At 71.5% G+C, this 23,839-nt stretch carries 21 protein-coding genes and 1 pseudogene; 12 read left to right on the top strand and 10 right to left on the bottom strand.

Going from position 1 to position 23,839, the window contains the following annotated elements; genetic code table 11:
* The first annotated feature begins 98 nt into the window (after window positions 1-98).
* From ACFV7R_RS13845 to pstB, 4 genes are read left to right on the top strand one after another with little or no spacing between them, the layout of a single operon-like run.
* Window positions 99-1,070 carry a PstS family phosphate ABC transporter substrate-binding protein gene (locus ACFV7R_RS13845; protein ID WP_385263332.1) on the top strand — a complete coding sequence of 324 codons (972 nt, stop codon included), beginning with the start codon at window positions 99-101 and terminating at the stop codon, window positions 1,068-1,070.
* On the top strand, window positions 1,067-1,987 hold the full coding sequence (pstC, locus tag ACFV7R_RS13840; RefSeq protein ID WP_385263330.1) for a phosphate ABC transporter permease subunit PstC: 921 nt from the start codon (window positions 1,067-1,069) through the stop codon (window positions 1,985-1,987). Before ACFV7R_RS13845 ends, pstC begins: the two co-directional genes overlap by 4 nt.
* Complete coding sequence (gene pstA / locus ACFV7R_RS13835) at window positions 1,987-2,898, top strand: phosphate ABC transporter permease PstA (protein WP_385263328.1); 912 nt, start codon at window positions 1,987-1,989, stop codon at window positions 2,896-2,898. Before pstC ends, pstA begins: the two co-directional genes overlap by 1 nt.
* Before the next feature lie 44 nt (window positions 2,899-2,942).
* Window positions 2,943-3,791, top strand: a complete 849-nt coding sequence (pstB, locus tag ACFV7R_RS13830) for a phosphate ABC transporter ATP-binding protein PstB (protein WP_385263326.1) — start codon at window positions 2,943-2,945, stop codon at window positions 3,789-3,791.
* Between the two features lie 19 nt (window positions 3,792-3,810).
* On the opposite strand, the gene ACFV7R_RS13825 is transcribed toward pstB, so the two are convergent.
* Together ACFV7R_RS13825 and ACFV7R_RS13820 are read right to left on the bottom strand one after the other, a co-directional pair.
* Window positions 3,811-4,230 carry an arsenate reductase ArsC gene (locus tag ACFV7R_RS13825; protein ID WP_129801936.1) on the bottom strand — a complete coding sequence of 140 codons (420 nt, stop codon included), beginning with the start codon at window positions 4,228-4,230 and terminating at the stop codon, window positions 3,811-3,813.
* 67 nt (window positions 4,231-4,297) lie between these two features.
* Window positions 4,298-4,936: a low molecular weight phosphatase family protein gene (locus ACFV7R_RS13820; RefSeq protein ID WP_385263324.1), complete on the bottom strand. Its 639-nt coding sequence runs from the start codon at window positions 4,934-4,936 to the stop codon at window positions 4,298-4,300.
* Between the two features lie 104 nt (window positions 4,937-5,040).
* On the opposite strand from ACFV7R_RS13820, the gene ACFV7R_RS13815 reads away from it, so the two are divergent.
* Window positions 5,041-5,349, top strand: a complete 309-nt coding sequence (locus tag ACFV7R_RS13815) for an ArsR/SmtB family transcription factor (protein WP_385263323.1) — start codon at window positions 5,041-5,043, stop codon at window positions 5,347-5,349.
* Between the two features lie 38 nt (window positions 5,350-5,387).
* Window positions 5,388-6,185, top strand: coding sequence for an aquaporin (locus ACFV7R_RS13810; protein ID WP_385263321.1), 798 nt, complete (start codon window positions 5,388-5,390; stop codon window positions 6,183-6,185).
* Between the two features lie 21 nt (window positions 6,186-6,206).
* Here the strand turns inward: ACFV7R_RS13810 and ACFV7R_RS13805 are convergent, their stop codons facing one another.
* Complete coding sequence (locus ACFV7R_RS13805) at window positions 6,207-6,584, bottom strand: ArsR/SmtB family transcription factor (RefSeq protein WP_385263319.1); 378 nt, start codon at window positions 6,582-6,584, stop codon at window positions 6,207-6,209.
* A gap of 123 nt (window positions 6,585-6,707) precedes the next feature.
* Between ACFV7R_RS13805 and ACFV7R_RS13800 the strand changes: the two genes are divergently transcribed.
* Window positions 6,708-8,072, top strand: a complete 1,365-nt coding sequence (locus tag ACFV7R_RS13800) for an FAD-dependent oxidoreductase (RefSeq protein ID WP_385263318.1) — start codon at window positions 6,708-6,710, stop codon at window positions 8,070-8,072.
* Between the two features lie 16 nt (window positions 8,073-8,088).
* Here the strand turns inward: ACFV7R_RS13800 and ACFV7R_RS13795 are convergent, their stop codons facing one another.
* Both ACFV7R_RS13795 and ACFV7R_RS13790 read right to left on the bottom strand, forming a co-directional pair.
* On the bottom strand, window positions 8,089-8,781 hold the full coding sequence (locus tag ACFV7R_RS13795) for an ANTAR domain-containing protein (RefSeq protein ID WP_385263316.1): 693 nt from the start codon (window positions 8,779-8,781) through the stop codon (window positions 8,089-8,091).
* A 140-nt stretch (window positions 8,782-8,921) separates the two neighbouring features.
* Entirely contained in the window at window positions 8,922-9,977 is a 1,056-nt protein-coding gene (locus ACFV7R_RS13790; RefSeq protein WP_385263314.1) for a rod shape-determining protein, read from the bottom strand.
* Between the two features lie 278 nt (window positions 9,978-10,255).
* On the opposite strand from ACFV7R_RS13790, the pseudogene ACFV7R_RS13785 reads away from it, so the two are divergent.
* Window positions 10,256-13,857 (top strand): annotated as a pseudogene (locus ACFV7R_RS13785) (S8 family serine peptidase).
* A gap of 57 nt (window positions 13,858-13,914) precedes the next feature.
* On the opposite strand, the gene ACFV7R_RS13780 reads toward ACFV7R_RS13785, so the two are convergent.
* Genes ACFV7R_RS13780 through ACFV7R_RS13770 form a run of 3 tightly spaced genes read right to left on the bottom strand, consistent with a single transcriptional unit; the run spans window position 13,915 to window position 18,084 of the window.
* Entirely contained in the window at window positions 13,915-15,237 is a 1,323-nt protein-coding gene (locus tag ACFV7R_RS13780) for a carboxyl transferase domain-containing protein (RefSeq protein ID WP_385263312.1), read from the bottom strand.
* Window positions 15,230-16,678, bottom strand: a complete 1,449-nt coding sequence (locus ACFV7R_RS13775) for an acyl-CoA synthetase (protein WP_385263311.1) — start codon at window positions 16,676-16,678, stop codon at window positions 15,230-15,232. The genes ACFV7R_RS13780 and ACFV7R_RS13775 overlap by 8 nt, the downstream gene beginning before the upstream one ends.
* A gap of 59 nt (window positions 16,679-16,737) precedes the next feature.
* A complete protein-coding gene (locus ACFV7R_RS13770; RefSeq protein ID WP_385263309.1) occupies window positions 16,738-18,084 on the bottom strand; it encodes an SLC13 family permease in 1,347 nt (448 codons plus the stop codon).
* Window positions 18,085-18,297: 213 nt separating this feature from the next.
* Between ACFV7R_RS13770 and ACFV7R_RS13765 the strand changes: the two genes are divergently transcribed.
* Window positions 18,298-19,005: a FadR/GntR family transcriptional regulator gene (locus ACFV7R_RS13765; RefSeq protein ID WP_385263308.1), complete on the top strand. Its 708-nt coding sequence runs from the start codon at window positions 18,298-18,300 to the stop codon at window positions 19,003-19,005.
* A gap of 14 nt (window positions 19,006-19,019) precedes the next feature.
* Here the strand turns inward: ACFV7R_RS13765 and ACFV7R_RS13760 are convergent, their stop codons facing one another.
* Window positions 19,020-20,087 (bottom strand): MerR family transcriptional regulator, encoded by a 1,068-nt coding sequence (locus ACFV7R_RS13760; protein ID WP_385263306.1) that lies wholly within the window; start codon window positions 20,085-20,087, stop codon window positions 19,020-19,022.
* A 135-nt stretch (window positions 20,088-20,222) separates the two neighbouring features.
* On the opposite strand from ACFV7R_RS13760, the gene ACFV7R_RS13755 reads away from it, so the two are divergent.
* Window positions 20,223-21,113, top strand: coding sequence for a RimK family alpha-L-glutamate ligase (locus ACFV7R_RS13755; RefSeq protein ID WP_385263305.1), 891 nt, complete (start codon window positions 20,223-20,225; stop codon window positions 21,111-21,113).
* Window positions 21,114-21,123: 10 nt separating this feature from the next.
* Here the strand turns inward: ACFV7R_RS13755 and ACFV7R_RS13750 are convergent, their stop codons facing one another.
* The gene (locus ACFV7R_RS13750; RefSeq protein WP_385263304.1) at window positions 21,124-21,741 is read right to left on the bottom strand and encodes a GNAT family N-acetyltransferase; all 618 of its coding nucleotides are present in this window, start codon (window positions 21,739-21,741) and stop codon (window positions 21,124-21,126) included.
* Window positions 21,742-22,070: 329 nt separating this feature from the next.
* On the opposite strand from ACFV7R_RS13750, the gene ACFV7R_RS13745 reads away from it, so the two are divergent.
* A complete protein-coding gene (locus ACFV7R_RS13745; RefSeq protein ID WP_385263302.1) occupies window positions 22,071-22,643 on the top strand; it encodes a hypothetical protein in 573 nt (190 codons plus the stop codon).
* A 39-nt stretch (window positions 22,644-22,682) separates the two neighbouring features.
* Complete coding sequence (locus ACFV7R_RS13740) at window positions 22,683-23,771, top strand: S1 RNA-binding domain-containing protein (protein WP_385263300.1); 1,089 nt, start codon at window positions 22,683-22,685, stop codon at window positions 23,769-23,771.
* Window positions 23,772-23,839 lie beyond the last annotated feature (68 nt).

The following is a 23,839-nucleotide window of genomic DNA, read 5'->3' as shown; positions in this document are numbered from 1 at the left end:
TATGTGCGAGATTTGATCCAAATGTCCGAAGCGGGGCATGGTGTGTGCCTCGTTCGCACGGGGCGGGAAACCAGGCGGACACGAGGATCGAGAGTCACGTGAGCATTCGTTCGTTGCGCCGTGCCGCGGCTCCGCCGGCTCTGGCGGCCGCCGTGGTGATGGCGGCCGGTGCGTGCGGGGGTGCCGACGCGGGCTCCGGCAGCGACGGCACGCGGCTGTCCGGCACCATCAGGGTGGATGGATCCAGCACGGTGGCCCCGCTGTCCACGGCGGCGGCCCAGCTCTTCCAGGTGGAGAACCCCGGCGTCAGGATCACGGTCGGCACGTCCGGTACCGGTGGCGGCTTCGAGAAGTTCTGCGCCGGCGAGACCGATATCTCCGACGCCTCGCGCCCCATCGACGACGACGAGAAGGCGGCCTGCGAGAAGAACGGCGTCAGGTTCGAGGAGTTCCAGGTCGCCAACGACGGCCTGTCCGTCGTGGTCAACAAGGACAACGACTGGGCGGAATGCCTGACCGTCGAGCAGTTGAGGAAGATCTGGGAGCCCGGCTCCAAGGTGAACAACTGGAACCAGGTCGACCCGAAGTTCCCCGACCAGAAGCTCGAACTCTTCGGCGCGGGCACCGACTCGGGCACCTTCGACTACTTCACCGAGGCCGTCAACGGCGAGGAGGGCGCCTCCCGCACCGACTACTCGCCCAGCGAGGACGACAACGTCACCGTCCAGGGCGTCGCCGGCTCCAAGGGCGGCCTGGGGTACTTCGGGCTGTCGTACTACGAGGAGAACAGGGACGAGCTGAAGGTGCTGAAGATCGACGGCGGTGGCGGCTGCGTCGAGCCGACCAGGCAGACGGTGCAGAACGGCACGTACAAGCCGCTGTCGCGGCCGTTGTTCATCTACCCCAAGGCGTCCTCGCTGCAGAAGCCGGAGGTCCTGGCCTTCGTCGAGTTCTACGTCGAGCGCAACGCCGAGATCGCCGAGAGTTCCCTCTTCGTCCCGCTCAACTCCGAGCAGGAGGCGGAGCTGCGGAGAGACCTTGACGCGCTCAAGGCGCAGCAGGGCTCATGAGTCCCGGCCCCGGTTTCCTGAAGCGGTCCCGGCCGCGCTACGGCGAGGGGGCGATCAAGGTGCTCCTGGTGGCCGCCGCGCTGGTGTCGGTGCTGACCACCGTCGGTATCGTCATCGCGCTGATCCCGCCGGCCGTCGACTTCTTCCGCGAGATCGGCTTCGGTGAGTTCATCACCGGCACCGACTGGTCGCCGCTGTTCAGTCCGCCGCACTTCGGCGTCCTGCCGCTGGTCACGGGCACGCTGATGGTCACCCTCATCGCGCTGGTGGTCGCCGTGCCGCTGGGGCTCGGCGCTGCGGTGTATCTGAGCGAGTACGCCCACCGCAGGGTCCGTGCGTTCTTCAAGCCGATGCTGGAGGTGCTCGCGGGCATCCCCACCGTCGTCTACGGCTTCTTCGCGCTGACCGCGATCACGCCGCTGCTGCAGGACATCTGGCCCGCCGGGGACCCGCCGCAGGTCTTCAACGCCCTGTCGGCGGGCTTCGTCATGGGCATCATGATCATCCCGACGGTCGCCTCGCTCGCCGAGGACTCGATGAACGCGGTGCCCAACGACCTGCGCGACGGCGCCTACGCACTCGGCTCCTCACGGATGCAGGTGGCGACGCGGGTCGTCTTCCCGGCCGCGCTGTCCGGCATCGTCGCCGCCATCGTGCTCGGTATCTCCCGGGCGATCGGCGAGACGATGATCGTGGCCATCGCGGCCGGTGGCCGTCCGAACCTGTCCTTCAACCCGCTGGAGGGCATGCAGACGATGACCGCGTTCATCGCCGCGGCCGGGATCGGCGACCTGCCGACCGGGTCCATCGGCTATCGGACGATCTTCGCGGTGGGCCTGCTGCTGTTCGTGATGACCCTGGTGATGAACCTGGTCAGCATTCGCCTGGTTCGCAAGTACCGGGAGGTGTACGAGTAATGGGCTCCGACGTCCTGGACAAGGGCGCCACCACCGGTATGCCGGAGGCACCCCGGCTCAAGGGGCGCGGCACCCCGTTGCGCGAGCGGTTCTTCCAGCTCAGCCTGTGGGCGTCGCTGGCCGTCGGGGTGGTCTTCCTCGTCTGGCTGCTGGTGTACGTGGTGATCGAGGGCTGGCCGCGGCTGGACTCGCGGATCTGGTCGAACTTCCCCGACATCATCGACCCGGCCCAGGCCGGCGCCCAGTCGGCGATCATGGGCACGATCTGGGTGATCGCCTTCACCGCGCTGTACTGCCTGCCGACCGGGGTCCTCGCCTCCATCTACCTCGAGGAGTACGCGGACCCGAACCGCTGGTGGAACCGTGTCATCGAGATCAACATCCAGAACCTGGCGGCCGTACCGTCGATCGTCTACGGCATCCTCGGGCTCGGCATCATCTCCCGCGGGCTCGGCTTCGGCCAGACCGTGCTGACCGCCTCCCTCACCCTGTCGCTGCTGGTCCTGCCGACCGTGATCATCGCCTCCCGGGAAGCGATCCGCGCCGTACCGCAGTCCATCCGTGAGGCCTCCCTCGCGCTGGGCGCCACCCAGTGGCAGACCATCTGGCGGCAGATCCTCCCGGCGGCCGTGCCCGGCATGGCGACCGGCTCGATCCTCGCCCTGTCCCGGGCGATCGGCGAGGCCGCCCCGCTGCTGCTGCTCGGCGGGCTGACCTTCATCACCTTCAACCCCACTGGTGTCGAGAGCCCCTTCACGGTGCTGCCGATCCAGATCTTCAACTGGATCAGCCAGTCCCGCGCCGAGTTCACCGCACTCGCCTCGGCCGCCATCGTCGTACTCCTGGTCATCCTGCTGGCCATGAACTCGCTGGCGATCTGGCTCCGCAACCACTACTCCCACCGCTGGTGACGGAACACCGTCCCTGCCCACCGCCCCTCCCGCAGGAGACCGCCATGACCCCTCCGCCCGACTCCTCCGGCGGCACCAGGATTCCGCAGGTCACCTACCACGGCGCCCCGTCCTTGGCCGAACCGGTCTTCGAAGTCGGCAGCCTGTCGGTCTTCTACGGCGCCCACGAGGCCGTCCGCGACGTCAACATGACGATCGGGCGGCGTCAGATCACCGCCATGATCGGCCCGTCGGGATGCGGCAAGTCCACGATGATCCGCTGCTTCAACCGGATGAACGACCTCATCACCGGTGCCCGCGTGGTCGGCAAGATCCGCTACCACAACGAGGACCTGTACGGCCGCGACGTCGACCCCATCGAGGTGCGCCGCCGGATCGGCATGGTCTTCCAGAAGCCCAACCCGTTCCCGAAGTCGATCTACGACAACATCGCGTACGGGCCGAGGGTGGGCGGCTTCAAGGGCAACCTCGACGACCTGGTCGAGGAGACACTGACCCACGCGGCGCTGTGGGACGAGGTCAAGGACAAGCTCAAGACCTCCGCGCTCGCCCTCTCCGGCGGTCAGCAGCAGCGGCTGTGCATCGCCCGCACCATCGCGGTCAAACCGGAGGTGATCCTGATGGACGAGCCGTGTTCCGCCCTGGACCCGATCGCCACGATGAAGATCGAGGACCTCATGGAGCACCTCGCCCAGGAGTTCACGATCATCGTCGTCACCCACAACATGCAGCAGGCCGCACGTGTCTCCGACCGCACCGCCTTCTTCACCGCGGACGTCGACGACAAGGGCGAACGCCACGGCCGGCTCGTCGAGTACGACGAGACCGAGCGGATCTTCTCCAACCCCTCCAACCAGCGCACCGAGGACTACATCTCCGGCCGCTTCGGCTGACCGCCGCAACCGCCTGAGGTCACGCCTTCTGCCGGGCGTCGATCTCGGCGATCAGGGCCTCGATACGGGTCCTGATCTCGTCCCGGATCGGGCGTACGGATTCCACGCCCTTGCCCGCGGGGTCCTCCAGCGCCCAGTCGAGGTACTTCTTGCCGGGGAAGACCGGGCAGGCGTCGCCGCAGCCCATGGTGATGACGTAGTCGGACGCCTGGACCGCTTCGGTGGTGAGGATCTTCGGCCTGGCCTCGGAGATGTCGATACCGGCCTCCTTCATGGCCTCGACGGCGGCCGGGTTGACCTGGTCGCCCGGAACGGAGCCGGCGGAGCGGACCTCGATCCGGTCGCCCGCGAGGTGGGTGAGGAATCCGGCGGCCATCTGTGAACGCCCCGCGTTGTGGACGCAGACGAACAGCACGGAGGCGAGCGGGGTCGAGGACATCGGTTCTTCCTTCACGAAGTGGTTCGACAGTGGTGCGTGAACAGGTGGGTTCAGGTGGCCGGCGGTTTCAGGTGCCGGGCAGGGAGTCGAGCAGTTCGGTGACGTGGGTGTCGATCTCGTCGCGGATGCCGCGGACGACGTCGGCCGGGGCTCCCTCGGGGTCGGCGACGGGCCAGTCCAGGTAGCGGCGGCCGGGCACGACCGGGCAGGCGTCGCCGCAGCCCATCGTGATGATGATGTCGGCGGCCTGGACCACCTCCTCGGTCAGCGGCTTGGGGAAGGCGGTCTCGGGGAGGTCCACGCCGGCCTCGGCCAGTACCTGCGCGACGACGGGTGCGACCTCGGCGGCGGGACGCGGGCCCGCGGAGGAGACCACCACGCGGCCCGCCGCGCGATGGGCGAGGAGGGCGGCGGCCAGCTGGGAGCGTCCGGCGTTCTGGCTGCAGACGAACAGCACCCGCGGCAGGCCGGTGCCCGGCGCGCCCTGGATGCGGGCGAGGGCATCGAGCCGCTCGGTCGTCAGATGCTCGGCCAGGACAGCGAGGTGGGTGCGGACATGAGCGTGCGCGGCGAGACGGCCGTAGGAGTCGGTGAGGACGTGCTGGATGGTCTCCGGGCAGAAGTGGCCCCGGTAGCGCAGCGCGAGCCGTGCCACGCCTGCCGCGAGGCGGTGATCAGGCAGAACAGGAGGTGTGGAGGCGTTCATGATGCCCCCTTCTTCGGGTCAGGGGCCCAACGGGGTGTCGGGTACGGATCCCAGGGGTCGGCCCAGGCTGGTGTCAGCCCCGGCTGATGTGACAGTATCAGTCCATGATGACGTCAGTCGATACTGATCTGATTCGGGTTCTGGCCGACCCGCTCAGGCTCCGGATCGTGACCCTGCTCGCCAGGGAAACCCTCTGCACCACCCACCTCGTGGAGGAGACGGGCGCCAGACAGACCAACCTCTCCAACCATCTGAGGGTGCTGCGCGAGGCCGGGGTCGTGGAGACGGAGCCGTGTGGCCGGTACACGTACTACAAGCTTCGTCCGGACGTCATCGCTTCGCTCGCCGGGCAGTTCGCCGACCTGGCCGAGTCCGCCCGCACAGCGGCCGGCAACAAGCGGTCCTGCCCCTGATCCCCGCCGTTCGAGGCGACTGCACCGAGGAGTCTTTGTTGACCGCCACGCCTGAGACCGCGACGGAGTCCCTTGCGGAGCCCGCCGGGGAGTCCGCCGCATCCGCCGCGGAGCCCCGGCCCGCGCCCGGGGCGACACCGCCGCGTACGCCCCTGGTCGCCCGGGCGGCCGCCGAACTGGTGGGTACGGCGGCCCTGGTGACGGTCGTGGTCGGCTCCGGCATCCAGGCCACCGAGCTGACCCGGGACGTGGGCGTGCAGCTGCTGGCCAACTCGCTCGCCACGGTCTTCGGTCTCGGCGTGCTGATCGCGCTGCTCGGCCCGGTCTCCGGGGCGCACTTCAACCCGGCGGTCACCCTGGCCGAGTGGTGGACCTCGCGGCGTGGCGGAACGGGGGTCACTCTGCGCGAGGCGGGCGTCTACGTCCCGGCTCAGATCGCCGGCGCGATCGCAGGCGCGGTACTGGCGAACGCCATGTTCGGCGAGCCGCTGGTGGAGTGGTCCACGCACGACCGCTCGGCCGGGAACCTGCTGCTGGGCGAGGTGGTTGCCACCGCGGGGCTGGTCCTGGTGATCTTCGGCCTGGCCCGCACCGACCGGCTGCGTTTCGCGCCGGTCGCCGTGGCCTCGTACATCGGCGCCGCGTACTGGTTCACCTCGTCCACGTCCTTCGCCAATCCGGCGGTGACGATCGGCCGCGCCTTCAGCGACACCTTTGCGGGGATCGCGCCGGGTTCCGTGCCGGCGTTCGTCGGGATGCAGTTGGTCGGTGCCGTGGTCGGGCTGGCGCTCGTGGCGGTCGTCTTCACGACCGGCCGGACTGCCTCCGACGTATGAGGCGGACCGCCCGGGTGGTGGTCATGCGCCTGCACGCGGCAGGGCGAGCATCTGGCCCATTGCTGCCACGACGGACGGCGCGACCTTGTAGTAGACCCAGGTGCCGCGCCGCTCGGAGGTGAGCAGGCCGGCTTCCCTGAGCTTCTTCAGGTGGTGGGAGACGGTCGGCTGGGAGACGCCCACGTCGGAGATGTCGCACACACACGCCTCGCCGCCCTCGTGCGAGGCGACCAGCGAGAACAGCCGCAGGCGCACCGGATCGCCGAGCGCCTTGAACATCTTCGCCGTCCGCTCGGCCTCCTCCGCGGTGAAGGGGCGCTCGGCCAGCGGCGGGCAGCACGGAGCTTCGGCCGCGGGCGCCTCCGGTTCGAGCAGCGGCAGCACCTTGGTGTTCGACATGCATCAATGTTGGCACATGTCGAAGCAGCTGATTCGGTGCATGTCTATATTGACCTGTGTCGAATCAGCTGCCATGCTTGCCGCTGCAAGACATCGACGAACGTCGAAGCAAAGGGGAGCCTCGTGAGCACGCACACCACCGACCAGTTGCCCGTCGTGATCGTCGGAGCCGGCCCGGTCGGCCTGGCCGCCGCCGCCCACCTCGTGGAGCGTGGCATCGAACCGCTGGTCCTGGAGGCCGGCCCGGCCGCGGGCACCGCCGTGCGCGACTGGTCGCACGTCCGGCTGTTCTCCCCCTGGGCCGAGCTCGTCGACCCGGCCGCCGAGAAGCTGCTCGCGCCGACCGGCTGGGTCCGCCCCGACGGGGCGGCGTATCCCACCGGCGGGGACTGGGCCGAGCTGTATCTGCAGCCGCTCGCCGACGTCCTGGGCGACCGGGTCCGCTACGGCGCCCGGGTGACCGGCGTGGCGCGGGCGGGCCGGGACCGTATCGTCGACTCCGGCCGCGACGAGCAGCCCTTCACCGTGCACATCGAGTCGGCCGGCGGCCGCGAGGAGCGCCTCATGGCCCGTGCCGTCGTGGACGCCTCCGGCACCTGGGCCGTACCCGGCCCCATGGGAGCCGACGGCCTGCCCGCCCTCGGCGAGAAGGCGGCCGCCGAGCACATCTCGTACCGCGTGCCGGACCTGAAGGACCCGGCCGTGCGGGCCCGTTACGCGGGTAAGCGCACCGCGGTCGTGGGTTCCGGGGCGTCCGCCTTCACGGCCCTCGCCCAGCTGGCCGACCTGGCGAAGGAGGAAGCCGGCACGCACGCGGTGTGGATCCTGCGCCGTGGGATCACCGGTTCCACGTACGGCGGCGGCGAGGCCGACCAGCTTCCCGCCCGCGGAGCCCTCGGCCTGCGCGCCAAGGCCGCGGTCGAGGACGGCCACGCGAGCGCGGCCACCGGATTCCGTACGGAGTCGGTGGAGCGCGACGGCGACCGGCTCGTCCTCGTCGCCGAGGACGGCCGCCGCCTGGACCCGGTCGACGAGGTCATCGTGCTGACCGGCTTCCGCCCCGACCTGTCCTTCCTCTCCGAGATCCGCCTCGGCCTCGACGAACGTCTGCAGGCACCGACCGCCCTCGCCCCGCTCATCGACCCCAACGTGCACTCCTGCGGCACCGTCTACCCGCACGGCGTGGGCGAGCTGTCCCACCCGGAGAAGGACGTCTACCTGGCCGGCATGAAGTCCTACGGCCGCGCCCCCACGTTCCTCGCGATGACCGGCTACGAGCAGGTGCGCTCGGTCGCCGCCGCGATCGCCGGAGACCGGGAGGCCGCCGAACGCGTCGAACTGACCCTGCCGGAGACCGGTGTGTGCGGCGGCGCCGGACTGTTCGACGACCCCGACGCGGCCCGGAGCGGCGAGGACGGCGGCTGCTGCGCCGCGCCCACCACCCTCCGGATCGGCATCGGCGCCCCGGCCTCCTCGGGCGGCTGCTGACCGGCATCCTCAGGCGTCAGACCCGACACCGGGCGACTGCCCTGCGCAGGGCCGTGCGCAGCTCCTCCGGAAGTGACGGGCCGTCGGATCCGGCGCCGGCCGTGACGGCCGCGGCCACCTTGTGGAGCTTGGTGTTGGAGAGCTGGGAGGCCGCACGGAGGATGTGCCAGGCCTCGTCGGACGTGCAGGCGTGGGTGGCCATGAGGATGCCGCGGGCCTGGTCGATCACCGGGCGGGAGGCGATCGCCTTGCGCAACTGGGTGATCTCCTCGCGCAGTTCGTGCAGTTGCTCCGCGCGCTCGAGGGACACCGCGGAGGGTGTCGGGGCGGGGCCGGGTGCCGGGGCGGGGTCCGGTGCCGTGGAGCGCAGCGGGTCCGTCGCGTCCAGGCCGAACAGTTCCAGGACCCGGCGCGGCTGGCCCCGCCAGTTCGTGGCCGAGACCGGGATCAGGTGCCGTCGGCCGTGGTCGTGCAGGACGTCCAGGAACTGCCCTCCCGCCGTGTCCATGAAGATCACCCTGGCCATGTCCAGCTCTATCCGGCAGGTGTGGACGGGCAGTTCGGCCAGCACGCCGGCCAGGGTGTCCGCGCACCCGTGGACGAGTTCTCCTCGTGCGCTGAGCACCGACCGGCCCGTGCCGTCGGTGCGGCCGTCGATGGCGAGTGGCCGTAACCGCTTCGCGAGGGGGAGTGGTGCCACTGAGTTCATGTCACCGCCTTCCAGGTCCGTGTGGGCCCCCGTCTCACCACCGGGCGGCGGACGCCGGCCCGACGATGCTGCAAGTGCGCCTTCCCGGCGCACCGCGCGCTACACCCCAAGGGCGGGGACCGCGCCCTGCCCCGGGCCGCTCACGGCGCTGGCGGGCTCACCTGGTCCAGCGAGTTCAGCTCCAGCGGCTCGACCCTGCCCTCCAGCATGGTGCCGAGGCCCCGCACAGCGCACACGTCGGGCCGTTCGGCGATGTGCACCGGCATCCCGGTGGCCTGCCGCAGCATCTGATCGAACCCGGGGAGCAGGGCGCTGCCGCCGACCATCATGATCCCCCGGTCGGCGAGGTCGGCCACCAGGTCGGGCGGGCACTCCCGCAGCGCCTTGCCGATGCCGTCGAGCACGGCGGTGAGCGGGGTCTGGATGGCCTCGCGCACGGCGGCGGTGTCGATCCGGACGGAGCGGGGCAGGCCGGTGGCCACATCCCGGCCGTGGATCTCCGTCGACGTCGGCCCGTGCGGGGTGAGTCCGTTGCCGGACAGGGCCAGCTGCAGCGGGCGTACCGACTGACTCGGCAGCACGAGTTCGTGCTCGTGCCGCAGATGCAGCACGATCGCGTTGTCGACGGCCTCGCCGCCGACCGGGATGCGTTCGGCGGTGACGATGGAGCCGAGGGACAGCACGGCGACCTGCGTCGCGGCCGCGCCGCACACCAGGACCATGGTGGCCTCGGGCTGCTCGACGGGCAGTCCGCAGCCGACGGCGGCGGCGATGAGGGTGTCGACGAGTTCGACGCGGCGGGCGCCGAGACCGACGAGCGTCTCGGTCGTCGCCCGCCGGGCGAGCGGGCCGGCGTCGTGCGGGATGCAGGCGGCGGCCCGGAGTCCGGGCTTGCGGCGCAGCGTGCGGCGGACCTTGTCGCCGAGCAGATGCCGCAGCATCCGCTGGGCCATCTCGATGTCGACGACCGTGCCGCCGGACACCGGCCGTACGACACGGATGTGCTGGGGGGTGCGGCCGGTCATCTTCTCCGCGAGCTCGCCGACCGCGATCAGTGCGCCGGTGTTGGTGTTCACGGCCGCGGCGGACGGCTGGTCCACGACAAGCCCGGCGCCCTTGACGTAGACCCGCGTCCGCGCCGCCCCCAGATCGACGGCGAAGTGGCACCGGCGTAGCTGCTCCAGGCTGGCGGTCATCGCGGATCCTCCCGAGGGGCACAGACCGTGGCGGCCGCCGGGCGGCGGGCCTCTTTGCATCGTGTGGGGGGCGGGGAGGGCGGCGCCTTCTGGAGGGGGCCGGGCGGGGTGCGGCTGTACGGGTGGTTCTCCGCGGCTTGCCGCCGCGTTGCTTGCGCTGCCGGCGCCGGACCTGGCGGGAAACCGCCACTGCGTCAATCCGCCAGCTCCGTTCAACTCCCCTGCAACACAAAGCGCCTGACACTCTTCCCCACCACCCGACGAAGAGAGGCGTGTACATGACCAGAGGACCAGTCGGACACGGAGCGATCCTCCTGTCGGCCGGGCTCGTACTCGCATCGCTGCCCGTGAGCCCGGTGTCGGCGCAGGACACCGGTGTGTCCACGCGTGCGGCGCCCGCGGCCCGTACCGTCACACTCGTCACCGGCGACAAGGTGACCGTCGCCGAGCTAGGCGGCGGACGGAAGACGGTCACCGTCGACCGGCCGCGGGGTGCCACCGGCGCCGTGCGCACCCAGCAGGCGAACGGCCACATCACCGTCGTACCGGACGAGGCACTGCCGTATCTGCGGCCGGCACTCTCGACCGACGGCTGTTCGACGTGAGCGAGTTGATACGTCAGGGCTTCGCCGACAGCGACACCCGTGAGCTGCCGCTGATCGTGACGTACGAGAAGGGCACACGGGCCGTCACCCCGCGCGGTGCCGAGCGGACGCGGACGCTTCAGAGTGTGCGCGGGGCCGCCGTGGAGGCGGACAAGGGGCGGGCGTTCTGGCGGGCGTTCACCCGGCAGGACGGCATCGCGGGCGTCTGGCTGGACGGGCGGGTCGACGCCGACATGGCCGAGAGCAACGCGCAGATCGGGACCCCCGCGGGCTGGGAGGCGGGGCTGACGGGGAAGGGTGTCACCGTCGCCGTCCTGGACACCGGCGTGGACGCGGCCCATCCCGACCTGGCGGAGCAGGTGTCCGCCAGCAGGAGCTTCATCGAGGGGCAGGAGGTCGCCGACCGGGACGGGCACGGTACGCATGTGGCGTCCACCGTCGCCGGCACCGGCGCCGCGTCCGACGGCGCCGAGAAGGGGGTCGCGCCGGGGGCCGCGCTGGCCGTCGGCAAGGTGCTCAGCGACGAGGGGTCCGGCAGCGAGTCGCAGATCATCGCCGGCATGGAGTGGGCCGCACGCGAGGTGCAGGCCGACATCGTCTCCATGAGCCTCGGCTCGACCGAGCCCAGCGACGGCACGGATCCCATGGCGCAGGCCGTCAACACCCTCAGCGCCGAGACCGGCGCCCTCTTCGTCATCGCCGCCGGCAACACCGGCGCGCCCTCCGCCATCGGCTCGCCCGGCGCCGCCGACGCCGCGCTCACCGTCGGCGCCGTCGACTCCGCCGACCAGGCCGCCTACTTCACCAGCGCCGGGCCCCGGTACGGGGACAACGCACTCAAGCCCGACCTCGCGGCTCCGGGCGTGAACATCCTCGCCGCCCGCTCCCGGCTCAGCGGCGGCAGCGGCGACTACGTCTCCATGAGCGGTACGTCCATGGCGACCCCGCATGTCGCCGGCGTCGCCGCCCTGCTCGCCGAGCAGCATCCCGACTGGACCGGCGCGCAGCTCAAGGACGCGCTGATGTCGACGTCGAAGCAGCTCGACGCGTCCGTCTACACACTGGGCGCCGGGCGGGTCAGCGTGCCGGACGCGATCGGGGCCGAGGTCACGGCCACGGGCAGCGTCGACCTCGGCTTCTACAAGTGGCCGTACGAGAACAACCAGCCGGTGACCAGGACCGTCACCTACACCAACACCTCGGACGCCGACGTCGAGCTGGACCTCGCCGTGCAGGGCGAGGCCGCCACCCTCGCCGACACCACCCTCACCGTGCCGGCGCACGGCACGGCGTCCACCACCGTGACCGGCGACGGCTCCAAGGCGCCGGTGGGCAACACCAGCGGGCGGATCGTCGCCTCCGCCGCCGGCACCCCGGTCGCGCACACCGCGTTCGGGCTGGTCAAGGAGGACGAGCGGTACACGCTCACCGTGCACGTCAAGGACCGGGACGGGGCCGCCACCGCCGCCGACCTCGTGGTGCAGCACCTCGCCGAGCGCGTCAACCCCTTCCCGGCGTACGTCGGCGACTCCGGGACGCTGAAGCTGCGGCTGAAGCCGGGGACGTACAGCCTCACCTCCTTCCTCGACGTGCGCGGCAGCCACGGCACCGACTCACTCGGCCTCGGCTTCCTCGCGGCACCCGAGGTCGTCCTGGACCGGGACCGGGAGGTCACCCTGGACGGACGGGAGCTGCGGGAGATCAGGGCCGACGTCGACCGGCGCACCGAGACCCGGCAACTGATCATGGAGTACGACCGGACCGCGAACGGCGCCGACCTGTTCGGGGCCGCCCAGGTCCCGGTGAAGTACGACAGCGTCTTCGCCGCGCCGACCGAGAAGGTCACCCAGGGCGGCTTCGAGTACCGGACCGTCTGGCGGCTCGGCAAACCGCTGCTGGACGTCAAGGGCATCGGCAACGCCCTCGCCCAGCCGGGCAGCACACTGATCGAGGGCCGCAGCAGGCTGCCGCTGGTGGACGCCGGGGACGGACCCTTCACCGGCGTCGAGGGCAAGGCGGTCCTGGCCCGCCTCACCGACGGCACCGAGCCGGCCGCGCTGGCCCAGGCGGCACAGGACGCGGGCGTCAGGGCACTGTTCGTGACCGACGACAACCCCGGACGGCTCAACGCCTGGTGGGGCACCGACGACTACGCCGACCGCCCGCTGCAGATCGCCACGGTCGACAAGGCCGACGCCGAGCGCCTGCGGGCCGCCGGAACGGTCGACATGACCGGCACGCGCAACACGCCCTACGTGTACGACCTGTCGAAGGGATACAAGGGCGCCGTACCCGACCGCGATCTGACCTACGCGCCGGACGAACGCCGCGAACTCGCCGCGGTGCACACGAAGTTCCATGCGGTGAAGCCGGTCGGCGGGGGCGAGTTCCGGTACTCCATCACCGACACCTTCCCCATCGGGATCGGCTTCCGCGAGCGGATCGACTACCCGGCCGAGCGCACGGACTACGTCTCCACGGCCGACGGTCAGCTGTGGCACGAGTCGGTGACGATGGACGACGGGGCGCTGGAGGAACGCAGCGGGCTGGTCCGCTACCGGGGCGGCACGCGCCCGGACCTGAACTGGTTCAGGCCGGTCTGGCATCCCTGGCTCGGCACCGGGCTCGGCTGGGGGCAGCAACGCGTCGGCAGCCAGCTCCAGTTCAACACCCCCGGCTGGGGCGACTCCGGGCCCGACCACACCGGTTTCGGGGACGTCTGGAGCGAGGAGACCGGCATGACCCAGTACACGGAGGTGTACCTCGACGGGGAACTGGTCGACCGGCGCCGCAGCTCCGGCGTGTACGTGTGGGACGCACCCGCCGACGAGCGCACCTACAAGGTCGTCACCGACACCACACTCGACCCCGAACGCTGGGAACTCGCCACCGAGGGCCACGCCGAGTGGACGTTCCGCTCGGCGGCCACACCCACCGGCCGCTGGACGTATCTGCCGCTGATCAACCTCGGCTTCGACGTCGACACCGACCTCGCGGGCGATGTGCCCGGCGGGCGGAAGGTGCCCGTCGCCGTCCACGCCGAGTACGTGGCCGACGCGTCGGGCACGGGCAGCATCGGCGGCGGGACGCTCGAGGTGTCGTACGACGACGGCACGTCGTGGCATCCGGTCCGGCTCACCGGCGACGCGGACTCCTGGCGCGGCACCCTGACCGTGCCGGGCGACGCCGAGTACGTCTCCCTGCGGGCGTCGGCGAGCGACGACCGGGGCGGCTCGGTGACGCAGGAGATCATCCGGGCGGTCGGCGTCCGTTAGCCGGACGTGGGCGGTGCCGTCTCCCTCTTCACGGTGGGGAGGCGGCACCGCCGTGTGTCACTTCCTTGTCCGGGCGATCCCCAGCTCCACCAAGTCCTGCGGGCGAAGATGCAGTTGACCGGCCGTCGCCTCCACCTCCTCGGGAGGCCGCTTCAGTATGGCGGCCGCCAGCTCCGGGGCGATCACCGAGAAGTAGCTGTCCGGGGTGACCCATGTGTTGTCCGGCGCCGCGAGCGCGAGCGCGCCGCCCGAGCCGCCCTCGCCGATCACCAGCGTCGTGACCGGCGTGCGCGCGGCCGCCACAGCGCCGAACACCTCCGCGATCGCGGCGCCCACCCCCAGCCGTTCCGCCTCCGCGTCATTGGCCGCGCCCGGGGTGTCCACCAGGGTCAGCACGGGGATACCGAGCCGGTCCGCGAGCCGGATCAGACGGGCGGCGGTGCGGTAGCCGGCGGGACGGGTCGCGGTTCCGGTCTGGGCGGCGTACGCGACGGTACGCCCCTGGTGCGCCCCGAAGCCGCACAGCATGCCGTCGTCGGTGCCGCCGCAGCGATCGCCGCCGATCGCGACACGGTCGGTGAAGTAGGCATCCAAGTAGCGCCGGGCACGCGGACGCCGGGGTGAGCGGGCGCGCCGGACGGCGTCCCATCCGGTGGCGGGCAGGTCGGTCGCGCCGAGCGGGCGGGGCGGCGGCGCGGGCTCGGCCGAGGACGCGGTCAGCAGCCGCAGCCACCGCCCCAGCGTCGCCCGCAACTCCTCCTCGGGTACGACCGCGTCGGCCGCACCGGCCGCCACCTGCGCCTCGGCCGTGTACGCCGCCGGGTCCGCGTCCGCCGGCCGCACCCGGGAACCGGCGAAGCCGACCTGGGCGCCGGGCAGCGCGAGGATCACGTCGGCGCCGGCCCCGAGGGTGGCCCAGCCGCCGCCCGTCGTCGGATCCCGCAGTACGGCGATCTGCGGCAGACCGGCCTCCCGGGTGAGCACCGACTGCCGGGCCACCCGCTGGAGCTGGGTGAGCGCGACCATGCCCTCCTGCATCCGGCTGCCACCCGTCGCGATCAGCGACACGACCGGCAGCCGGTGCTCGCGGGCGTGCAGGTACGCCGCCTCCAGCCGGTCGCCGGTGCGCTCGCCGAGCGAGCCGCCGAGGAAGCCGAACTCGAAGGCGATCAGCACGGCGTCCGTGCCCTCGATGCGGGCGGTGCCGCAGACCACGGACTCGTCCTCACCGGTGCGTGCGGCGGCGCGGGCACGGGAGGCGTCGTAGCCCTGCCAGGAGAGGGGCCCGTCGGGCCCGAACTCCCTGGTTTCACAGGCGAGTTCGGTGAACTCGTCGGCGACGAGGGCGATGGCCCGGCGGGCGGAGGGGCGCTCAGGCATGGCCGCCCAGCGCCCGCTTCATGATCTTCCCCATGTCGTTGCGGGGCAGGGACTCCAGGTGGTGCACGACACGTGGCCGCTTGTGCGGGGCGAGCCGGCGGGCCACATGATCGGCCAACTCCTCGACGCCGGGCGGGGTCTGCGGGTCGGCGGGCACGATCCAGGCGACGATCCGCTCACCGAGATCCGGGTCGGGCTCCCCGGTGACGGCGGCCTCCCGCACCCCCGGATGCTCCAGGAGGGCGTTCTCGATCTCACCGGCGCCGATCTTGTAACCGCCGCTCTTGATCAGGTCGGTGGCCTTGCGGCCGACGATACGGACATAGCCGTCGGGGTCGCGGACCGCCATGTCGCCGGTGCGGAACCAGCCGTCGGCGGTGAAGGCGGCGGCGGTGGCGTCGGGCCGGTTGAGGTACTCGGTGAACAGGTTCGGCCCGCGCACCTGGATCTCGCCGACGCTCTCACCGTCGTACGAGCCGATGGGCGTCCCGTCGTCCTCCACCAGCCGCAGCTCGACTCCCGGCAACGGCACACCGACCGTCCCCGGTCGCGCCGCACCGTCCGCGCGGATGCTGGTGTTCATCAGCGTCTCGGTCATGCCGTACCGCTCGATGACCCGGCGGCCGGTGGCGGCCGCGATCCGCTCGTGGTCGTGCACGGGCAGCGCGGCGGAACCGGAGACCAGCAGCCGCGCGCCGGTGAGCCCCTTGGCGAGCGACGGGCTGTCCGTGAGGTCCTCGGCGATCCGGTGGTACATCGTCGGCACCCCGAACAGCATCGTCGCCCCGCCGTTCAGCTCCCGCGCCACGCCCTCGGTGCTGAACCGGCCCAGATGCCGCACCGAACCGCCGCGCCGGAGCGGGCCCAGGATGCCGAGCACCAGCCCGTGCACATGGAACAGCGGCAGCCCGTGCACCAGCACGTCCTCGCCGGTCCACTGCCAGGCGTCGGCGAGCGCGTCCAGCGTCGCGGCGATCGCCCGGCGGGGGATGACGGCGCCCTTGGGCGGGCCGGTGGTGCCGGAGGTGTAGACGATCAGGGCGGGCGCGGCGTCGTCGGTCTCCTCCTCGGGGAGCACGCCAGTCGCTTGCGCATCGACGTCGATCCGCTCCAAGTGTTTCAGGGAGTCCGGCAATTCGTCGCCAGGTGCCGCGAGGACGAGCGACGGCGCACTGTCGGTGAGGATGTGACCGAGCTCCTTCTCTCCGGACTTCGGGTTGAGGGGAACGGCGGCGACCCCCGCGAGCAGTGTTCCCACCACCCCGACGGCCGTCTCCAGCGCGGGCGTCGCCCACACGGCGACGCGGCCCTCACCGCGTACCCGCTCGGCGACGGCACCGGCCGCCGCGGCGAGTCGGGCGTAGGACAGGGACCGGTCGCCGAACCGCAGGGCGATGTGCTCACCCGGGCTGTTCGTCAGGGCCGGGAAGAGAGAGGACACGCGTCGTACTCCTTAGTCGTCTTGGGCGTCGTCACCTGTTGCCAGGTCGCACGTGAGGGCTACCCGAAGCCGGGCACGACCAGCACCAGCCACACCACCGCGGGCACCGCCGCCACCACGATCCCTCCGTACACCATCAGCTGCCGGAAGAAACGCTCACGGTCGACGTCGGGTGCCGCGGCCAGGACCAGCGCGCCGTTCGTCGAGAACGGGCTCACGTCCACCACCGTCGCCGACACCGCCAGCGCCGCCACCATGCCGACCGCCCCGATCTCGCCCTGCGCGAGGAAGGGCACCGCCAGCGGAATCAGCGCGCCCATGATGCCGACGGACGAGGCGAACGCCGAGACGATCGCGCCGATGTAGCACAGCAGAAGCGCCGCCAGCAGCGGAACACCGATGCCGCCGACGCCCTCACCGGCCCAGGTGATGGTGCCCATCTCGTCCAGGACACCGACGTAGGTGAGCACGCCGCAGATCAGCAGGACCGTCGGCCAGGCGATCTGGCCGACCGCCGCGCGGCTGTCCTCGGGCCAGGCGGTGCTGAGGACGACGGCCAGGGTGATCGCGGTCAGCCCCGCGTCCAGGTCGAAGACGAGGACGGCGACCACGAGGGCGACCAGGGAGACGAGGGTGGCGATGCGGGCGGGGGTGAGGCGGGTGCCGGGTTCGTGGTCGTCGTCGCGGGTGAGGACGGCGGTGGGAGCGGGGCTGGTGCTGGCGCCGGTGCCGGTGCTGGTTCCTGCTGGAGGCTGCTTCCCGGTCGACGTGGTCCCGTCCGAGGTCGTCACCGCCCCCTGCCTCCACAGCTTGAGCCCTCCGAAGAGGACGAACACCACACCCGCGATCACGAGGTTGGCGACCAAGGAGGCCAGGAAGAGGGCGATCTCGTTGCCCGGGAGCTTCTCCCGCTCCACGATGCCGTTGACGATCGAACCGTAGATGCTGATCGGCGAGAAACCGCCGGCCTGCGCGCCGTGCACCACCATCGCGCCCATCAGCAGCGGGCTGATCCCGTAGCGAACGGCGAAGCTCAGGGCGATCGGCGCGACGATCGCGACGGCGGCCGGACTGACCGCACCGATCGCCGTGAGCGCGCCGGTCAGGGCGAACATCACCCAGGGGATCAGCGCGACCCGGCCGCGCACCAGCCGGATCGAGGCGTGCACCAGCCAGTCGGTGGTGCCGTTGGCGCGGGCGATCGCGAACAGGTACGTGACCCCCACGAGGACGACGAACAGGTCGCCGGGGAAGCCGGCGAAGATGCCGTCCGCGTCGAGGTCGGCGACGAGGGTGCCGACGGCGAAGGCGGCGGCGAAGGCGAGCGCGCCCATGTTGATGGAGCGGGTGGTGGCGATGACGAACACCACGGCGAGGACGAGGATCGAGATGAGTTCGGGGGACATACGGGCTCCCGTCTTTGGGTCCCGGAGCGGTGAGGGGAATGGACGAGCGGGCGAGAGGACGAACAATGAGTGGTTGAGTGGCTGAGCCACTTGCCGACTGGCTGGTCAGCGTGCGCGCACCGGCCGGGGACGTCAAGGGGTCGCGCAGGAATTGGCTCAGCCACTCAACCACTGAACCCGCCGGTGCTAGGCTCCCGACGAGAGGGGGACCCAGTGACCGACGCCCTGCGCCCCATGACGAAGCAGCGCCTGTACGAGCAGGTGCTGGACCGGCTGCGCCAGTACGTCACGGAGGGCGGCCTGCGCGCCGGCGACCGGCTGCCACCCGAGCGTGACCTGGCCCAGCGGCTGGGCGTCAGCCGGGCCTCGGTGAAGCAGGCGATCGTGGTCCTGGAGGTGCAGGGCCTGGTGGAGGCACGGCACGGCGGCGGCACGTACCTCGTCCGCGACAGCCTCGAAGTGGAACCGGTCGAGAAACTGGTCGAACGCCGCCGGCGCCTCCCCGACGTCCTGGAGGCCCGCGAGGCCCTGGAGACCAAACTCGCCGAACTGGCCGCCGAGCGCCGCACGGAGGAGGACCTGGCCGCGATGCGGTCGGCCCTCGCCCACATGACGGCGGAGATCGAGCGGGGCGGTCACGGCGTCGAGGGCGACCGCCTCTTCCACGGCGCGGTCACGGCGGCCGCGCACAGCAGCATCCTCGCCGAGTTCATGCGCTCCATCGCCGACCAGATCGCCGAGAGCCGCACGGAATCCCTCCGCCAACCCGGCCGCCCCACCCGCTCCCTCGCCCAGCACCAGGCCATCCTCGACGCCATCGAGACCCAGCAGCCCGGCCGAGCGGCCACGGCCATGCGTCGGCATGTCCGGACGGTGGCGAAGGTGCGGTTGCTGGACTGGGATCCGGAGGGGGAGCGCTGACCGGCCCCCGTCCGTCAGGCGACCGCCTCCACCACGTCCGCCACCACACAACTGACGTTGTCCGGGCCGCCCGCCTCGTTCGCCGCGCCGACCAGCGCGCGAACCGCCTCGTCGGGAGTCGGCGCGATGGTCAGCAGCTGTCGTATCCGGGCCTCGGGGACCACGGTGGACAGGCCGTCGGAGCACAGCAGATAGCGGTCGGCCGGGTGGGCGTCGTGCAGGCGCAGGTCCGGGGCGGCGGGGGCGGTGCCCGTGAGGGACTTCAGGAGGAGGGCGCGTTGGGGATGGGTCGTGGCCTCCTCCGGGGTGAGGCGGCCCTCGTCGATCATCGACTGGACCACCGTGTGGTCGTGGGTGATGCGGAACAGGCCGCCGTCCCGCAGCAGATACGCCCGGGAGTCGCCGATGTGCACGAGTGCGAGCCGGGAGCCGGTCCACAGCATGGCGGTGAGGGTGGTCCCCGCCTCCTCGGCAGCGGAGACGTCGTGCACCGCGAGGGACGCGTCCCGCACCGCGGACTCCAAGAGGTTCAGCACGCTTCCCGCCGGCACCTCCTCCGCCTCCTCCAGCACCTTCAGCGCCTCCACCACGGCGGTGCTGGCCGGGCCGCCCGCAGGGCCGTAGCCGTCGGCGACGGCGAGGAGGCGGGTGCCCGCGTAGGCCGTGTCCTGGTTGGCCGGGCGGACCAGGCCCGGGTCGGAGTGGGCGGCATAGCGCAGTTCCAGGGTGCTCATGGCGGGGTCCTTTCGGGACGGTGTCGTCAGGTGGTCGACGAGGAATGCGGCGAGGTCCCGCCGCTCGGCCGTCTCCGCCTCCACCCGCGCCCAGTACGCGCGGATGTCCTGGGCGGCGGCCGTGGGCGGGAGGGCGCACACCGTACGGATCCTGGCCAGTGGCATGCCCAGCCGACGCAGCCACGCCACAAGTCGGGCCCGCTCCAACTGCTCGACCGCGTAGTAGCGGTAGCCGGTGTGCGGATCGACCCGGGCGGGGCGCAGCAGGTCCAGCTCGTCGTACAGCCGCAGCGCCTTCGGCGACAGCCGGGTCGCCTCGGCGAACGCCCCGATCGTCAGCATGTTCATGTGCACCTCGCACTCCTCCGGTTCCGCCACCGATGCTGGGTCTTCACCAAAGGGGAAGGTCAAGCGGTCTTCTTCGGTCGCGGAGGCGATTGTTAGCCTGCGCAGCGTTCCGCCGTCGTCCCCGAGGAGCCCGCCGTGCCCCGAATCGCCCTCGTCACCTGCCGCCCCGGCCCCGAGGTCAGCGTCGACCGTGATCTGCCGCTGCTGATCGTGGCGTTGGCCGCGGGCGGTGCCGAGGCGGTGGCCGTCGAGTGGGACGACCCGGCGGTCGACTGGGCCGGGTTCGATCTCGCCGTGATCCGCTCGACCTGGGACTACAGCTGGCGGGCCGCCGAGTTCGTGGCCTGGGCGCAGGCGTGCGGCAAGGCCACGCGGCTGGCGAATCCGGCGGACGTGGTGCGGTGGAACACCGACAAGCGGTACCTCGGTGAGCTGGCGGCGGCCGGAGTGCCGACCGTCCCCACCCGCTACACAGCCCCCGGCGAGCCCGCCGACCTCCCCGACGACCACGAGTACGTCGTCAAGCCCACCTCCGGCGCCGGTGCCCGGTACGCCGCGCGCTATCTGCCCGAGGAGCGGGAGACGGCGGTACGACACCTCGCGCGCCTGCATGAGGAGGGGCTCACGGCGATGGTGCAGCCGTTTGTGCGGAGCATCGACACCGCCGGGGAGCGGGCGCTGCAGTTCTTCGGCGGGCGGCTGCTGCACGCCAGCCGCAAGGGGGCCGTGCTCGCGCCGGGGACGCCGTACGACGAGCGCAAGGTCGCCCATCCGGGGCTGGAGGTGTGGGAACCGACGGATGCCGAACTCGCCGTCGCCGAGCGCGCCCTGGCTGCCGTACCGGACGCGCCCGACCTGCTGTATGCGCGCGTCGATCTGGTGGACGGGGAGGACGGGGAGCCGCGGGTGATGGAGCTGGAGCTGGTCGAGCCGAACCTCTTCCTGTCGCTGCACACGGGGTCGGTGGCGCGGGTGGCCGAGGCGATGGTGGCGGCGGGGAACGCGGGCAAGGCTCCGGCTCTGTGATCAGCGCCTTCTAGACACCGGCAGGGCGGCGCGGTTCGCGCCACATCGCCCACAGCACCGGCCCGTTCCCCGGCAGCCGCAGCTTCTCACGCACGGTGAAGCCGAAATGCTCGTAGAAGGGCAGGTTGGACGGCTTGGAGGACTCCAGATAGGCGGGCAGGCCCGCCGCGTCGGCTTTGGCCAGCCCCGAGCGCAGCAGAGCGGCCCCGTGTCCCTGGCCCTGGGCGGCCGGGTCGGCGCCGATCACCGCCAGGTACCAGTGCGGCTCCTGGGGCGTGTGCTCGGCGGCCGTCTCGACAGTGTCCCTGAACAGGGGAGCTCGGTCGCCGAGGATGTTCTGGAGCTCCTGGATGGTCTCCGCGTCGGGAACGGCCTTGGCCTGCGCCTCCGGCGGCACCCAGAAGGCGGCCCCCGCCTCGGTGCGCTCACACACGCTGTGGTGGACGTACTGCCAGGTGAAGATGGTGGTGAAGTAGCGGCCCAGCCCGGCCTCGCGCGAGGCGTCGCCGGGGAAGAACCAGCGCATCATCGGGTCGTCGTCGAAGGCGCGGGCCAAGGTGCGACTGATCAGCGGAGCGTCGTCGATCGTTGCTGTCTTCGGGGTGTTCGCTTTCGACATACGGGTCATTCTGCACCCCGGTGATCTTCGGCGACGGGGTGGGGTCCGGTCCACTCTCGGAGCCAACGGAGCAGGCTCATGACGGGAGTCGGGGCATGGGGTGACGCACGGAATCACGGGGGCATGTCCCCTGTGAGCGTGAGTACGACTGCGGGAGGGCTATGCGCAAGCCGGGGCAGGGGCTCGTGGACCGCGCTGTCGATACGGTCGTCGAGAAGGGTTCGGCCTTGCTCGACCGTCTCATGACCCACGAACGCGGTTGGGCGTGGGCGGCCGTTGATGCGTTCATCGCTGTGGCGATCCCGGTGTCCGTGGTGGGAGTCACGTACGCAGGAGCCATGCTGAACGCTCACGGCCCCGGCTGGCCGAGCGCGGCCCTGGGTGTGATGCTGGTCATCGTCGGCTTCTCCGGCGGGTTCTTCTCCTTCCTGCTCTACCTCCGCAGTGAGAGGTGGTTCATCGCCCGGTTCCTTGTGATGGGACTGAGCAGTCTGCTGCTGTGCGGGGTGGCGGCAGCGGTGAGCGGCTTCGTGGAGGACGAGGTGCTGCAGACCCGCGGCAGGCACACCAGGTGCACGGTCGTCGAGGTCGACGAACAGCGACACACGACCACGCACTACGACAGCGCGGGAAACGTGACGCACACCAGCACCCGGACCGACTACGTGCACCGTCTGAACTGCGCGGCCGGACGACCGGACAAGTTCATCATGGGAGTCCGGTGGGCAAGTCCGGGAAACCGTCTGGATGTCACATACGACCCCCGGGGCCGGGTCGGCGCCGTGCCGACGTCGTTGGTGGGCAGCCAGGGGGAGCCGTGGCCTCTCGTGTGGGCGGGCCTGGGGGTGGTGATCACGGTGCGGCTCGGCTATGTGGCCGTGTTCTTCGTCGCGGAGCGAAGAAGCACCTGAGCCTTACGGGCGCACGGCCGGTGCGGCAGGATCGCCGGCATGTCGATCTCCGGAACGGACGCGTACGACTCCGCAGGCCCCCTTCCCCCGCTCGTCGAACGCGCCCTCACCGCCGCCCGCGCCCACGGCTTCCCTCATTCCTGCCGCCCCGAACAGGGCCGTCTGCTGCACGCGTTGGCGGGCGGCGCCCGCTATCTGATCGGCGAGACGGGCACGGGCTGCGGCGTCGGTCTGGCCTGGCTCGCCTCGGGGGCGGGTGAGGGCGTACGACTGGTGAGCGTGGAGCGGGATCCGGAGCGGGCCCGGGTCGCGGCTGAGGTGTTCGCGGACCGGCCCGAGGTGGAGGTGGTCACGGGTGACTGGCAGCGCATCGAGGAGCACGGGCCCTACGACCTGCTGGTCCTCGACGGCGGCGGCACGGCCAAGGCCGCGGACGACACCCCGGCCGACCCGGCCCGGCTCCTCACCCCGGGCGGCACGATCGTGATCGACGACTTCACCCCGGCCGCCGACTGGCCGCCGCTGCACGAGGGGGCCGTGGACCTGCCCCGGCGGTACTGGCTGGAGCATCCCGCGCTGCAGACGGTCGAGATCGCGCTCGCCGAGGATCTGGCCACGCTCGTGGGGACCCGGCGCCGGCTCGCCGGGGCCGAGACCACGTGGCGAGGGCTGGAGCGCGGGCAGATCGTACGGGGGGTCGTCACCTGCATCGCGCCCTTCGGTGTGTTCGTGGACCTCGACGGCGTCGAGGGCTTCGTCACCGTCCCCGAACTTTCCCGGCACCGGTTCGACTCGCTCGACGAGGTCGTCCACGTCGGCCAGGAGGTCACGGCCGAGATCCTCGCCTTCGAACTGCCCCGGCAGCAGGTCCGGCTGTCCCTGGCAGCCCTTGCTCCGGACCCGCTGACGGAGTTCGCACGGAACGGGCTCGGCCGGGTGGTACGCGGCACGGTCACCAAGGCGGTCCCGTTCGGCGTGTTCGTGCGGGTGGCCGACGGCGTCGAGGGGCTCGTGCACCGGGACACGCTCACCGGCCTGTCCCTGCCCGAGGTGGGCGACGAGCTGTCCGTCGAGGTCGTCGGCATCAACCTCGTACGGAGGCGGGTCGGTCTGAAGCCGGCGCCGTAGCGGGCCTGGCTGGTCGGCGACCAGCGTCCGCTGCAACATCTCCCACACGGGTACGGCAATGCCCGCCA

It is taken from the genome of Streptomyces sp. NPDC059866 (assembly GCF_042731325.1).
GTDB classification, from domain to species: domain Bacteria; phylum Actinomycetota; class Actinomycetes; order Streptomycetales; family Streptomycetaceae; genus Streptomyces; species Streptomyces flavusporus.
The sequence above is the reverse complement of the archived record's forward strand: the minus strand, read 5'-3'. Positions and strand labels throughout refer to the sequence as shown.